This is a genomic window from Nocardia sp. NPDC055053 (assembly GCF_053608285.1).
In genome coordinates this window covers 24,292-36,655 of the sequence record NZ_JBSGVD010000010.1, presented here as the reverse complement: position 1 = coordinate 36,655, position 12,364 = coordinate 24,292, and the positions used below count along the sequence as shown (strand labels likewise).

Here is a 12,364-nt window from a genome sequence, read left to right as displayed (position 1 = left end):
CCTATCCCGAGATCCGGATACCCGGGTCGACGCCCCAGATAGCCATGGTGAGAAGCAGATTGAGGAAGACGACCACGATGATCGTCATCTTGATGGCCCGGCCCGCCGCGACACCGACACCCTCGGGACCGCCGGCGGCGATATAGCCGTAGTGGCATTGGATGAACGTCGCGACGAGCACGAACACGACCGCCTTGAGCACCGAGTACACGATGTCGCCCGGGTCGAGGAACTGGTGGAAGTAGTGGTCGTAGGTGCCGATCCCGCTGCCGCCGAGGAAGAACACGGTCACCTTGGTGGACAGGTAGGCCGTCGCCATACCGATGCTGTAGAGCGGCAGGATCGCCACCGTCGCGGCCAGCATGCGGGTGGTGATCAGGTAGGGGAGCGGGCGGATGGCCATCGACTCCAGCGCGTCGATCTCCTCCGCGATCCGCATCGAACCGATCTGCGCGGTGAACCGGCACCCGGCCTGGGCCGCGAACGCGATCGTCGCCAGCAGCGGGGCGAGCTCACGGGTGGTGGCGAAACCGGAGATCGCGCCGGTGAGCGGGCTCATGGTCAGCAGATCCAGCGCCGTATGCGATTCCATCCCGACGGTGACCCCGCCGAAGCCGCACAGGATGAGTACCACGCCCACTGTGCCGCCGCCCACGACCAGTGCACCGTTTCCCCAGGTGACGTCGACGATCAGGCGGACGACCTCTGTGCGGTAGTGCCGCAGGACGAACGGGATCGCGAGCAGCGCTTCGACGAACACCATGCCCTGGTGTCCCAGACGGACATTGGCATCGGCGACCGGCTGCGCCGCCTGCCGCATCGCGCGCCATGGCCGCAGGGCGGGCGGCAGGTAGCTCGCCATCTAGAGCACCTTCGACGGGAACACGGTGTTGTAGATCTGGGTGAGCGCGATATTGGCCGCGAACAACACGATCGCCGAACTGACCACCGCCGAGTTCACCGCGTTCGCTACGCCGCCGGGACCGCCCTTGGTGTGCAGGCCGGCGTCGCAGGCGATGATCGCGGTGAGCGCACCGAACACCGCCGCCTTCACGATCGCCACCAGCAGGTCGCTCGCGACCGCGAACGAGGCGAACGTGCTGATGTAGGAACCCGGCGTGCCGTCCTGGATGAAGACGTTGAACACGTATCCCGTGGCGAAACCGATGAAGACGACGAACCCGCACAGCAGCATGCTCACCGACACCGCCGCGAGCAGGCGCGGCGCGACCAGCCTGCGCACCGGGTCGACACCCATCACCCGCATGGCGTCGATCTCCTCACGGATGGTCCGCGAGCCGAGATCCGCGCAGATCGACGAGCCGACCGCGCCGGCGATCATCAGCGAGGTCACCAGCGGCGCGCCCTGCCGGATGATGCCGAGCCCGTTGACCGCGCCGATGAAGGTGGTCGCGCCGACCTGGCCGACCAGCGAACCGATCTGGATCGACACGACCACCGCGACGGGGATGGCGACCAACAGTGTCGGGGTGGCTGAGACACCTGCCATGAACGAGCACTGACGCAGGAATTCCCGCAGCGGAAACCGGCGATGGACGAGGGCGAGGACCAGCTCGGCGGTGGCCCGCCCGCCCATCCTGACCTGCCTGCCCGCTGTCTCGATCGACTGCTGCGGATGGATGCGCCACCAGCGGGTCCCGAATTCGGCGACGAGCTCGCGATCCGTTGGTGTACATGCTGTTTCGGCTGTCGCGACGATGACGATCACCCCGGTTCCGGTGCGGCCGCCGACCTGCGCGACCAGAGCTGACTGAAGCGCTACGTGACCGTAGGAATCAATTTCTACGGTGGTGTAGCCAACAGTCTGAGACAGTAGCAATAACCGGTCCTGCTGTCTCCGCATTGGGGCATGATCGCTGCGTGAGTGTGCAGCGGAAGGCGGCCGGGGTGTGGCAGGTGTCGGGTGCCGGACGACCCCGGGGGCGCAATACGCCACGGCTGCCGCCCGCGCAGCGCCGGGAGCAGCTGCTCGATGCCGCGCTGCGCGTCGTCGCCCGCGACGGGCTTGCCCGGTTGACGATGCAGGCCGTCGCGCAGGAGGCTGGTGTCGCCAAGCCGGTGCTGTACGCGCTGTTCCCGGCGGCGCCGGAACTGGTCGCGGCGCTGCTGCGGCGCGAGCACGCGGCCGGGATGGCGCAGGTGTTCGCGGCCATGCCCGCCGACCTGCGCGGCACCGATCCCGACGAGGAGTTCGTGGCGGCCCTGATGGCGTTCCTGGACTCGGTGGCCGCCGACCCGTCGCGCTGGCGGCTGATCCTGCTGCCCAGTGACGGTGCGCCGGTGAGTTACCGGGAACTCCTCGGCGCGGCCAGAGAGGAAATGCTCGGCCGCGGTATCGAATTGCTCGGTCAGGGACTGCGGTTACGCGGCGGCGCCGCCGAGGTGGACGTGGAACTGATCGGTCACACGCTGTTCGGCTTCGCCGAAACACTGGGCAGGATGGTGCTGTCCGACGCGCAACGGTTTCCGCCGGCGCGGTTGCGTCCGGTGGTGCATTCCCTGTTGCGGACCGTGCCGAGGGCGCCGCGCGACGAGGCCGGGTGAGGTGGCCGAATTCAGTTCGGCGACAACCGCCGCCAGGTCCAGTCGACGCGGATGTCGAGCGGCGAGTCCGGAGTGACCATCCGGGGATCGGTGTTCAAGCCGTCGGGCGGGCCGGATTGGGCCTCCACCGACAGCGATTCCTCCGGCAGTGTCCAGACGACCACGTCGGGAACCCGGCTGGTGATCGTGAATTCGAGGAAGCCGGGCCAGGTCAGGCGAACGAGGACACCGTCGGGCATGCCGAAACAGTCGTCCCATGGTGGTGGGGTCGGCGGGATGCGGCGGCCGGTGGGCAGGTAGTCCGCGCCGCGCTCGTACTGCCAGGCGGGCCGGAAGTCGAGTTCGAGCGGTCCGGTGGCGGGCGGCACCTCGCGCAGGAACCACGGATGCCAGCCGCCCTGGGCGGGGAAGGACTCGTGGTCGGTGGCGATGCGCAGCGACAGCGTGAGTCCGGTGTCGGTGAGGGCGAATGCCTGGGTGACGGTGCCCGCGAACGGCCACGGGTCGGTCAGCCGGTGCCGCAGCGTCGCCTCGGTAGCCGAAGCGGTGACGACCTCCCACGCGCCGTCGCGGGCGGTGCCGTGGATGCTGTGCGGCGGATGGTTGATCGGCAACCGGTAGGTCTGGTCACCGATGGTGAAGGTGCCGTACCCGAGCCTGCCCGCCCAGGGCGCCATGACGAAACAGCCGGTGCCCGGGTCTTGCCGCAGCAGTTCGGTGCCGTCGACGGTGAGGCTGTGCAGCGCACCGCCGTCTCCCGGCGCGATGACGAGTCGTGCCTTGCCTGCGTCGAGTCGCACGTCGTCGGCGGCCATGCCGGGGAGACTAGCGGCGAGCTCCGGTCGGTGGCGGGAGCCCACGCCGGATCAGTTGAAGGGGTACTGACCGCCCCCGGCGCCACCGCCCGGATTGTTCGGAGTCGCGACGTCGATGATGTCCTGCACCAGCTCGACAATGGCCCGGCCGACATCGAGCACGCCGTTGCCGAGGGTGGAGAATTCCTGCGCGATGTAGTGGAGCATCTTGTTCGTCCTCACGTGTGGCGAGCCGAATAGTGCTCTCCCAGAGTGCCACACGTGGACGCGAAGGTGTCGGGTGTCGGGCGATCCGTGGGGGCGCCGAAAAGTTTCTTGCACCGGGCTGCGCACAGTTCGGGCCGTATATTCCCGGTGTGCCGAAATCTTTCGATCCGGACCGCTTCGAGCCGATACCCGACCCCAGAAGTTCCGATGAGGTGTGGCCGGAGATGGCATGGCCCGTGCCCGCCGATGCGGTGCTCGCCGGTGACATCGTGCAGTTGACTGTCACGGATCCCGAAGCCGATTCCGGCGACCTCTTCGCGGCACTGAATCACGATGTGGCGTGGGCGCATGTTCCAGGGCGGCCGCGCGATCCCCGCCACTTCGAGGACATCCTGCGTGACCTGGGCGCATCGGGTGAGTGGCAACTGTGGACGGTGCGTGCTTGCCGGGCGATCGGTGACCGACCGGCCGGAGCGGTCATCGGTGTGACCGCCTACCTGGACGTCCATCAGCGCGATGCCTGGCTCGAGATCGGCTTCACTGTCTACACGCCGTCTGTCTGGGGCACCGCGGTCAACCCGGAAACCAAACTGCTGCTGCTGGCGTATGCGTTCGACACTCTTGGCGTCGGCAGAGTGCAGCTGAAAACCGATGTGCGCAACCAGCGTTCGCAGCAGGCGATCGCGCGGCTCGGCGCCAGCTACGAGGGCACCCTCAGGCGACATTTCCGGCGCGGCGACGGCACGGTGCGAGACAGCGTGCTGTTCTCGATCACCAGCGAGGACTGGCCCCGGGTGCGGGCTTCGCTCGACAGCCGCCTTCGCTCGATCCGCTGATCAGGAAGCGAGGAAATTCAGGATCGCCAGCGCCAGCGGCGCGGAGAGATCGAAGAGGACCCGCCCGATGGCCAGGCCGGTGGTGGCGCCGGACTCGTAGTGGTCGGACAGAAACTGCAGGATCGAGTCGACCATGATGTGTGCTCCCTGTGCTGGTGCGGACTCGGCGGATCAGGCGAAGTAGCCCTGGAGAATCGGTGTGCCGAGATCGATGACCAGCTTGGCGACGGTCAACCCGAAATTGCCGAGTCCGATGACGACGGCCCCGATCAGGTCGTAGTTCGCCTCGGCGAAATCACGTAGCTGCTGCATGTTCACTCCTCGACCCCGACCGACGGGTGGCTGTGTGACCAGCGTCTCACAGAAGCCGCTTGCTGCCAAGTTGCTAAGGCGATGTCTCCGCAGGTGGTGGGCGATTTCGGTGGTGGCTCTCCGGGCGCGATCAGGGGCGGCGCTACCCCCGGGTATGAATGAGATTGCATCATCGTGCATAATCATTTGCAGCAGCGGCGCGAGCCGAACCGGCGGCCGGAGCATTCATACTGCTCGGGGCAGCCCGTGCAGATGACGTACACACTTCGAGGAGCACAACAGACATGTCCGATCGCGTCGTACTCGCCTACTCCGGTGGGCTTGACACCTCCGTCGCCATCAGCTGGATCGCGAAGGAGACCGGTTCCGAGGTGGTGGCCGTCGCCATCGACCTGGGCCAGGGTGGCGAGGACATGAACGTGGTGCGCCAGCGCGCACTGGACTGCGGCGCCGTGGAGGCCATCGTGGTCGACGCGCGCGACGAGTTCGCCGACGAGTACTGCCTGCCCACCATCCAGGCCAACGCCATGTACATGGGCCAGTACCCGCTGGTCTCGGCCATCAGCCGCCCGCTGATCGTCAAGCACCTGGTCGAGGCCGCGAAGTTCCACAACGCGACCACCGTCTCGCACGGCTGCACCGGCAAGGGCAACGACCAGGTCCGCTTCGAGGTCGGCATCGGCGCCCTTGCGCCCGACCTGGAGGTCATCGCCCCGGTCCGCGACTACGCCTGGACCCGCGAGAAGGCCATCGCCTTCGCCGAGCAGAACAACCTGCCGATCAACGTCACCAAGAAGTCGCCGTTCTCCATCGACCAGAACGTGTGGGGCCGCGCCGTCGAGACCGGCTTCCTCGAGGACCTGTGGAACGCGCCGACCAAGGACGTCTACGACTACACCGCCGACCCGACGGTGAACTTCGAGGCGCCCGACGAGGTCATCATCACCTTCGACAAGGGTGTGCCGGTCGCCATCGACGGCCGCCAGGTCACCGTGCTGCAGGCCATCGAGGAGATGAACACCCGCGCCGGTCGCCAGGGCGTCGGCCGCCTCGACATGGTCGAGGACCGGCTCGTCGGCATCAAGAGCCGCGAGATCTACGAGGCGCCGGGCGCCATCGCGCTGATCACCGCGCACCAGGCGCTGGAGAACGTCACCATCGAGCGCGAGCTGGGCCGCTACAAGCGCCAGGTCGAGCAGCGCTGGGGCGAGCTGGCCTACGACGGCCTGTGGTTCTCCCCGCTCAAGCGTGCCCTCGACGCGTTCGTGCAGGACACCCAGCAGCACGTCACCGGCGACATCCGGATGGTGCTGCACGGTGGTTCCGCCGTCGTCAACGGCCGCCGCTCCGAGCAGTCGCTCTACGACTTCAACCTGGCCACCTACGACGAGGGCGACACCTTCGACCAGTCGCTGGCCAAGGGCTTCGTGCAGATCCACGGCCTGTCCTCGAAGGTCGCCGCCCGCCGCGACCTGAACCAGAAGTAAGAGCTGTACCGCCTCCCCGCGACTTTTGCCGGTCGTGGGGAGACGGCCGGCACTGTTGCCGGGCTCGCCCGAGGCGTCATGTGTGTTCTGGGCGTACCCGGTGAGTTACCCATGTTCTCGCTCGATCAGTCGGCAACCGTAGGCTCGAATGCGGTTGCCTGTCTGTGCGCGGGCAGCCGATCTGCGCCGTGACCGCGACCGCCTACACCAAGGAGAGGGCACACGATGACCCACAGTGGAACCAACGAAGGTGCGCTCTGGGGTGGGCGATTCGCGTCCGGTCCCGCGGAGGCGATGGCGGCGCTGAGCAAGTCGACCCATTTCGACTGGGCGCTGGCTCCCTATGACATTCGCGCGTCCAAGGCGCACGCGCGCGTGCTGCACAAGGCTGGGCTGCTCTCCGACGACGACCTGACCGGCATGCTGGCCGGGCTGGACGCGCTCGCCGCCGACGTCGCCTCGGGTGCCTATGGTCCCGCCGATTCCGACGAGGACGTGCACGGCGCGCTCGAGCGCGGGCTGATCGAGCGGGCCGGCACCGAGCTCGGCGGCCGCCTGCGGGCGGGCCGTTCGCGTAACGACCAGGTCGCCACCCTGTTCCGCATGTGGCTGCGAGACGGTGTGCGCCGGGTCGCCGCCGGTGTGCTCGACGTGGTCGACGCGCTCGTCGCCCAGGCCGGCGCGCACTCGGACGCGGTGATGCCGGGCAAGACCCACCTCCAGGCCGCGCAGCCGGTGCTGCTCGCGCATCACCTTCTCGCCCACGCACATCCGCTGCTGCGCGACCTGGAACGCCTGCGCGATTTCGACAAGCGTGCCGCCATCTCGCCATACGGTTCGGGCGCGCTGGCCGGTTCCTCGCTGGGCCTCGATCCCGAGCAGATCGCCGCCGAGCTGAATTTCACCGCGTCGGCGGCCAATTCGATCGACGCCACCTCCTCGCGGGACTTCGCCGCCGAGGCGGCGTTCGTGCTCGCCATGATCGGCGTCGACCTGAGCCGGATGGCCGAAGAGGTCATCATCTGGAGCACACCGGAATTCGGCTACGTCACCCTGGCCGACGCGTGGTCGACCGGGTCATCGATCATGCCGCAGAAGAAGAACCCGGACGTCTCCGAACTCACCCGTGGCAAGGCGGGCCGCCTGATCGGCAACCTGACCGGTCTGCTGGCGACGCTGAAAGCCCAGCCGCTGGCCTACAACCGGGACCTGCAGGAGGACAAGGAACCCCTGTTCGACTCGGTCGCCCAGCTCGAACTGCTGCTCCCCGCCATCGCGGGCCTGGTCGGCACCCTCACCTTCCACACCGACCGGATGGCCGAACTCGCCCCCGCCGGCTTCACCCTCGCCACCGACATCGCGGAATGGATGGTGCGCCAAGGCGTTCCGTTCCGTGTCGCCCACGAGGCGGCCGGTGCGTGCGTGCGGGCCGCCGAGGCGCGCGGCGTCGGTCTCGACGAACTGACCGACGAAGAATTCGCCGCCGTCGATCCGTCACTGACCTCGGGCGTCCGCGACGTCCTCACCGTGCAGGGGTCGATCGCCTCCCGCAACGCCCGCGGCGGCACGGCAGGCGTCCGCGTCGCCGAGCAGCTCGACGAGGTCCGCAAGAACGCCGAAGACGCCCGCGCCTGGTTGCGCTGACGCAGCGTATCGGTCGGCTGTCCGGCTAGTCTGCGGCCATGACCCTGCTCTTCCTGGCACTGGCCATCGCCACCGAGGTGACGGCGACGGTGTCGCTGAAGCTGTCGGAAGGCTTCACGAAACTGGTGCCATCGATCGTCGTGGTGATCGGCTACGGTGCGGCGTTCTTCTTCCTGTCCCAGGCGTTGAAGCGGGGGATGTCGATCGGGGTCGCGTACGGCATCTGGTCGGCGGTGGGTGTGGCCGCGATCGCGGCGATCGGTGTGCTGTTCCTGGGGGAGCGGCTCACCCTGGTACAAGTCGGCGGAATCGGGCTGGTGATCCTCGGGGTGCTGGCGCTGGAACTCGGTGGCGCGCACTGATTCTGGAGCCGCACGCTCACCCGGGAAGGCAGCGCTGATGCGGTCAGCGGCTACAGCTCCGCGTGGACCCGGAATCCGGCGTCGCGCAGTGCGTCCAGTACGTCGTCGCGGTGGGCCGGGCCGCGGGTTTCGACGGTGAGCGAGACCTCGACCTCGTCGACGGCAAGCCACATGCCGGTGCGGGAATGCACAATGTCGACCACGCTCGCCCCCGCGCCGCCGACGACGCCGAGCAGTGCCGAGAGTGCGCCGGGGCGGTCGGCGATGGTGACGCGCATGGCCAGGTAGCGGCCCGCCGCGCTGAGACCGTGGCCGATCACCCGGGTGAGCAGCAGCGGGTCGATGTTTCCGCCGGTCAGGATGGTCACGACCGGGCCGGGCAGATCGCCCGGGCCGGTGGACAGCAGCGCGGCGACACCCGCCGCACCCGCGGGTTCGACGATGAGTTTGGCCCGTTCGAGACACAGCAGCAGCGCCTTCGACAAGGAGTCCTCGTCGACGGTGACGATCTCGGACACCAGCTCGGCGACGTGGGCGAACGGCACCGCACCCGGCTGCCCCACCGCGATACCGTCGGCCATCGTCGACATCCGCGGCACCCGGATCGGCTTGCCCGCCGCGAGCGAATCCGGCCACGCCGCCGCCTCGGCCGCCTGCACCCCGATCACCCGAACCCGCGGCGCCACCGCGTGCAATGCCACCGCGACACCCGCGAGCAGTCCACCACCACCGGTCGGCACGACGACCGTGCCCACATCGGGAACCTGCTCGAGGATTTCCAGGGCGACCGTCGCCTGACCGGCCACGATATCGGGATGATCGAACGGGTGGATCAGCGTCGCCCCGGTGCGCTCGGCGAATTCCTGTGCGGCGAGCAGGGATTCGTCGATGGAGTCGCCCACCAGATGCACCTCGGCGCCGTAGGCACGCGTCGCGACCAGCTTCGGCAGCGACACCCCGACCGGCATGAACACCGTCGAGGTGATCCCGAGCTCCGCCGCCGACCAGGCCACCCCCTGCGCGTGATTGCCCGCGCTCGCCGCCACCACACCGCGCGCACGCTCGGCCGCTGGCAGGTTCGCGATCCGGTTGTAGGCGCCGCGCGGCTTGAACGAACCGGTGCGCTGCAGGTTCTCGCATTTGAGCAGCACCTGCGCACCGACCCGCTCCGACAACACCCGCGACCCCACGCTCGGCGTACGCCGCATCACCGGTGCCAGCAGCCGCGCGGCCGCCTCGATCCGCTCGAGCCCGACGATCTCCATGGGCCGAACGTACCGGCCCGACGGTCGCTAGCGAGGTCAGAAGGAGTTGATAGCGTCCTGCTCGATGTCGTAGGTGTCGAACACCGTGATGAGCTGGGTGATCATGAGGATATCCCGAACCCGGTCGGGCAAGTTGACCAGTTTGAGTTTCCCGCCGTTGTTGGTGATGGTCGTGTAGCTCGATACCAATTCGCCGAGTCCCGAGGAATCGATGCGACTCACCGCTGCGAGGTTCAGCAAGATCTGCTTCTTCCCGGTGTCGAGCAGATTCCGGATCTTCTCCCTGAGCTGAACTTCGCCGACACCGATTTCGAGCTTCCCGGTCAGATCCAGGACGGTGACGCCGTTGACGCTACGCTCTTTGATCTCCATGGAACCCTCCTCTGTGTGGTGGTACTCCCTCCGCAACGGAGCGGGGGAGCTTGGTGCGCAGGGTGAGTGTGAACCGCCCTTGCGGAGAGTGGGCGGCCTCGAGTGAATCGACGGCTGTGCGCATGAGGAGCACACCGCGCCCCGACGCGCGCAGCACTCCGTCCGGGAGGCGCGGATCGGGCACGGTATCAGGGTCGAATCCCGGTCCTTGATCGCTGACCTCGATCAGGAGTTCGTCGCCCTCGATATCGAGGGTGATCTCGACCGTGGCGTCCGGAATACCGGCGCCACCGTGTTCGATCGCGTTGACCACCGCTTCGCGTACCGCCAGTTCGATCGGCCAGACCGCGGAATTGTCGCCCCACAGGCGGTGCAGGATCGGCGTGAGTCGGGCGTGCGCTCGCTCGATCTGCTCGAGTCGGCTATCGATCACGACACACAGCGGCAGTACGGCGCCCGCATCCACTCGACATGTCGAGCGTGTCACCGGAGCTGCCGAGTTGCTCGATCAGTCGCTGAGCCCTGCTGGTCGTTCGCCATCTGTGCACTCCTCGAGTCGAAGGTGTCAGAGTCGAGAACAATCATCAGAAAGCACGCACCAGGCTACATCCCGGAAACCGATCACAACAGCCTGGTCAGCCGGTTATGCGTCGTGTCGCGGTGTTGCGAGCGCGCTGGGTGCGGGCGACGTCGCACCGGGTCTCAGCGGAGCCCGTCGGCTTTCGCGATGTTGTGAGCGGTGGTGCCGAGGCGGGTGAGGCGGGCGTCGCCGAGTGGGGTCAGTTTGCCGCCGAGGCGGTTGGTGACGAAGGCGAGCGACAGGCCGGTCTCGGGGTCGGCGAAGGCGCCGGAACCGCCGAGGCCGAAGTGGCCGAAGGCCGAAATCGGGTCGGCCTTGGACGGTTTCATCGGAACACCGTGGAAACCGAGGGCCCACGGGATGCGGAAGGCCAGCACGTAGTCCGGGGTGAAGACCTGGCGGGTGGCGACGCGGCGGATCGAGCCGGGGTCGAGAATTTGGGTCCCGTCGAGTTCGCCGCCGTTGGCGAGTGCGGCGTAGACGCGGGCCAGGGCACGGGCCGAGAAAACGCCGTTCACGCCGGGCATCACCGAGTCGTGCACGCGCGGGTCGACGATGAGGTCGGCGAAACCGCGGGGCGTGGTTTCCGCGGCGGCGGCGTACCTGGTGCGGGTGAGCAGGTCCGAACCCCGGTCCCACTCCATGCCCGCCGCCCGCAGACGCGGGAAGGTGGTGGCGATGCGATGCCGTTCCTCCTTCGGCACCCGGAACCAGAGTTCTTCGGCGCCAAGGGGTTCGGCGAGTTCGGTCCGGACGACGTCGACGAACTCGCGCCCGGTCACCCGCCGCACCAGCTCGGCGGCCAGATGCCCATAGCTGATGCCGTGATAGCCGCTGGTGATCCGGTGCCGGGGGTCGGGGGTGGCCGCGCCCAGTGCCGCGGTGACAGCCTCGTCGTCGAGGAAACGGTCGACGGGTCCGGGCAGCAGGCCGCGCAGCCGGTGCAGGCCGGCGCGATGGGTGAGCACGTCGCGCACCGTGATGTGCGCTTTGCCCGCCGCGGCGAATTCGGGCCAGTACTCGGCCACCGCGGTGTCGTAGTCGAGCTGCCCGCGCTCGGCGAGCTGATGGATCACCGTGGAGGCCACGCCTTTTCCGGTGGAGAAGGCCAGCGCCACCGTGTCCGCCGCCCAGGGCACACCGGGGCTCGCATAGCCTGCCCACACATCGACCACCGGCTCACCGTGCAGGTACACGCACAGGGCGCCACCGCCGTGCGACGGTTTGCGGAAGAGGCGGTCGAACATCGCGACCAAGCTGACGAAACGGCGATCCACCGACTGCGTTGTCGAAACTCCCATCATTCGAGCATGCCACCCCACCCCTGGGACCGATCGGTACGGTGATCGATTCGCCAGGGGAGGGGAGCGGTCGCCACGCCGCCGTTCGTGAGCGGCGGGGGCGGTCGGTTCAGGCGCGGACGGATTGCCCGGACAGCGCGTTCAGCACGCCGTCGAGGTCGTCGACATCGACGACCAGACGGGTGAAATCGGGCCCGTCGAGGTCGATGCGCACCGCACTACCGCCGAAAGTGGTGTCCCAGAACTCTTTCCGGCCCTTGCCCCGGTAGACGCCCGCGGCGATCACGCCGGGGATGAAGGTGCCGGGCGCGCGCACCCACGGCGGGCGCAGATCCACCTCGGCGGGGGTGATGCCGGTGATGGCCGCGCGGTCGATCACGACCTGCTGGCGCAGCGCGAGCAGCCGATGTCCGCCGAGTACATGGACCGTCACCGTGTCGTCGTCGATCTCGACCTCGACCATCGCTACCTCACTCACCCTCTGCGGAATCGTTCCCTGTCCAGGGTGCGCGTTCGGCCTGGTCGGCGACTGTGGCGAGCCTGTGATTTCACCAAGAACGCTGAACATGGACAGATATAGATATGCGCATCAAACCCGTTTGTACCTCCTGGGGTAGG

General features: G+C 68.0%; 16 protein-coding genes. 5 read left to right on the top strand and 11 right to left on the bottom strand.

Annotated elements, in window-relative coordinates:
* Position 1: 1 nt before the first annotated feature.
* Both ACWF82_RS12970 and ACWF82_RS12965 read right to left on the bottom strand, forming a co-directional pair.
* Positions 2-862: an ABC transporter permease gene (locus tag ACWF82_RS12970; RefSeq protein ID WP_452500817.1), complete on the bottom strand. Its 861-nt coding sequence runs from the start codon at positions 860-862 to the stop codon at positions 2-4.
* Positions 863-1,642, bottom strand: coding sequence for an MlaE family ABC transporter permease (locus ACWF82_RS12965; RefSeq protein WP_452501133.1), 780 nt, complete (start codon positions 1,640-1,642; stop codon positions 863-865).
* A gap of 239 nt (positions 1,643-1,881) precedes the next feature.
* On the opposite strand from ACWF82_RS12965, the gene ACWF82_RS12960 reads away from it, so the two are divergent.
* Positions 1,882-2,565, top strand: a complete 684-nt coding sequence (locus ACWF82_RS12960) for a TetR/AcrR family transcriptional regulator (protein ID WP_452500815.1) — start codon at positions 1,882-1,884, stop codon at positions 2,563-2,565.
* A gap of 11 nt (positions 2,566-2,576) precedes the next feature.
* Here the strand turns inward: ACWF82_RS12960 and ACWF82_RS12955 are convergent, their stop codons facing one another.
* A complete protein-coding gene (locus tag ACWF82_RS12955; protein ID WP_452500813.1) occupies positions 2,577-3,380 on the bottom strand; it encodes an aldose epimerase family protein in 804 nt (267 codons plus the stop codon).
* A gap of 51 nt (positions 3,381-3,431) precedes the next feature.
* Positions 3,432-3,587 (bottom strand): hypothetical protein, encoded by a 156-nt coding sequence (locus ACWF82_RS12950; protein WP_379074607.1) that lies wholly within the window; start codon positions 3,585-3,587, stop codon positions 3,432-3,434.
* Between the two features lie 32 nt (positions 3,588-3,619).
* Here ACWF82_RS12950 and ACWF82_RS12945 point away from each other — a divergent pair, with 32 nt between their 5' ends.
* Positions 3,620-4,423: a GNAT family N-acetyltransferase gene (locus ACWF82_RS12945; protein ID WP_452500811.1), complete on the top strand. Its 804-nt coding sequence runs from the start codon at positions 3,620-3,622 to the stop codon at positions 4,421-4,423.
* Here the strand turns inward: ACWF82_RS12945 and ACWF82_RS12940 are convergent, their stop codons facing one another.
* Positions 4,424-4,558 (bottom strand): hypothetical protein, encoded by a 135-nt coding sequence (locus ACWF82_RS12940; protein ID WP_452500809.1) that lies wholly within the window; start codon positions 4,556-4,558, stop codon positions 4,424-4,426.
* Positions 4,559-4,594: 36 nt separating this feature from the next.
* Positions 4,595-4,735 carry a hypothetical protein gene (locus tag ACWF82_RS12935; RefSeq protein WP_189034092.1) on the bottom strand — a complete coding sequence of 47 codons (141 nt, stop codon included), beginning with the start codon at positions 4,733-4,735 and terminating at the stop codon, positions 4,595-4,597.
* A 284-nt stretch (positions 4,736-5,019) separates the two neighbouring features.
* Between ACWF82_RS12935 and ACWF82_RS12930 the strand changes: the two genes are divergently transcribed.
* The 3 genes from ACWF82_RS12930 to ACWF82_RS12920 all read left to right on the top strand — a co-directional run bounded on the left by ACWF82_RS12930 (position 5,020) and on the right by ACWF82_RS12920 (position 8,228).
* Positions 5,020-6,222 carry an argininosuccinate synthase gene (locus tag ACWF82_RS12930; RefSeq protein ID WP_379038755.1) on the top strand — a complete coding sequence of 401 codons (1,203 nt, stop codon included), beginning with the start codon at positions 5,020-5,022 and terminating at the stop codon, positions 6,220-6,222.
* 225 nt (positions 6,223-6,447) lie between these two features.
* A complete protein-coding gene (gene argH / locus ACWF82_RS12925) occupies positions 6,448-7,866 on the top strand; it encodes an argininosuccinate lyase (protein ID WP_452500807.1) in 1,419 nt (472 codons plus the stop codon).
* Between the two features lie 38 nt (positions 7,867-7,904).
* Entirely contained in the window at positions 7,905-8,228 is a 324-nt protein-coding gene (locus ACWF82_RS12920) for a DMT family transporter (protein WP_452500805.1), read from the top strand.
* 50 nt (positions 8,229-8,278) lie between these two features.
* Here ACWF82_RS12920 and ilvA read toward each other — a convergent pair whose 3' ends face one another.
* From ilvA to ACWF82_RS12895, 5 genes are all read right to left on the bottom strand, one after another.
* Complete coding sequence (gene ilvA / locus ACWF82_RS12915) at positions 8,279-9,493, bottom strand: threonine ammonia-lyase (RefSeq protein ID WP_452500803.1); 1,215 nt, start codon at positions 9,491-9,493, stop codon at positions 8,279-8,281.
* Positions 9,494-9,529: 36 nt separating this feature from the next.
* Positions 9,530-9,865 (bottom strand): STAS domain-containing protein, encoded by a 336-nt coding sequence (locus tag ACWF82_RS12910; protein WP_452500802.1) that lies wholly within the window; start codon positions 9,863-9,865, stop codon positions 9,530-9,532.
* A complete protein-coding gene (locus tag ACWF82_RS12905; RefSeq protein WP_452500800.1) occupies positions 9,846-10,298 on the bottom strand; it encodes an ATP-binding protein in 453 nt (150 codons plus the stop codon). Before ACWF82_RS12905 ends, ACWF82_RS12910 begins: the two co-directional genes overlap by 20 nt.
* 269 nt (positions 10,299-10,567) lie before the next feature.
* Positions 10,568-11,746, bottom strand: a complete 1,179-nt coding sequence (locus tag ACWF82_RS12900; RefSeq protein ID WP_452500798.1) for a serine hydrolase domain-containing protein — start codon at positions 11,744-11,746, stop codon at positions 10,568-10,570.
* Positions 11,747-11,855: 109 nt separating this feature from the next.
* Positions 11,856-12,224, bottom strand: a complete 369-nt coding sequence (locus ACWF82_RS12895; protein ID WP_452500796.1) for a hypothetical protein — start codon at positions 12,222-12,224, stop codon at positions 11,856-11,858.
* Positions 12,225-12,364: the final 140 nt, after the last annotated feature.

Coding starts and splice junctions, on each gene's coding strand:
- ACWF82_RS12970 (WP_452500817.1), bottom strand. CDS start 862: ATGGCGAGCTACCTGCCGCCCGCCCTGCGGCCATGGCGCGCGATGCGG.
- ACWF82_RS12955 (WP_452500813.1), bottom strand. CDS start 3,380: ATGGCCGCCGACGACGTGCGACTCGACGCAGGCAAGGCACGACTCGTC.
- ACWF82_RS12950 (WP_379074607.1), bottom strand. CDS start 3,587: ATGCTCCACTACATCGCGCAGGAATTCTCCACCCTCGGCAACGGCGTG.
- ACWF82_RS12940 (WP_452500809.1), bottom strand. CDS start 4,558: ATGGTCGACTCGATCCTGCAGTTTCTGTCCGACCACTACGAGTCCGGC.
- ACWF82_RS12935 (WP_189034092.1), bottom strand. CDS start 4,735: ATGCAGCAGCTACGTGATTTCGCCGAGGCGAACTACGACCTGATCGGG.
- ACWF82_RS12930 (WP_379038755.1), top strand. CDS start 5,020: ATGTCCGATCGCGTCGTACTCGCCTACTCCGGTGGGCTTGACACCTCC.
- argH (WP_452500807.1), top strand. CDS start 6,448: ATGACCCACAGTGGAACCAACGAAGGTGCGCTCTGGGGTGGGCGATTC.
- ACWF82_RS12920 (WP_452500805.1), top strand. CDS start 7,905: ATGACCCTGCTCTTCCTGGCACTGGCCATCGCCACCGAGGTGACGGCG.
- ilvA (WP_452500803.1), bottom strand. CDS start 9,493: ATGGAGATCGTCGGGCTCGAGCGGATCGAGGCGGCCGCGCGGCTGCTG.
- ACWF82_RS12910 (WP_452500802.1), bottom strand. CDS start 9,865: ATGGAGATCAAAGAGCGTAGCGTCAACGGCGTCACCGTCCTGGATCTG.
- ACWF82_RS12900 (WP_452500798.1), bottom strand. CDS start 11,746: ATGGGAGTTTCGACAACGCAGTCGGTGGATCGCCGTTTCGTCAGCTTG.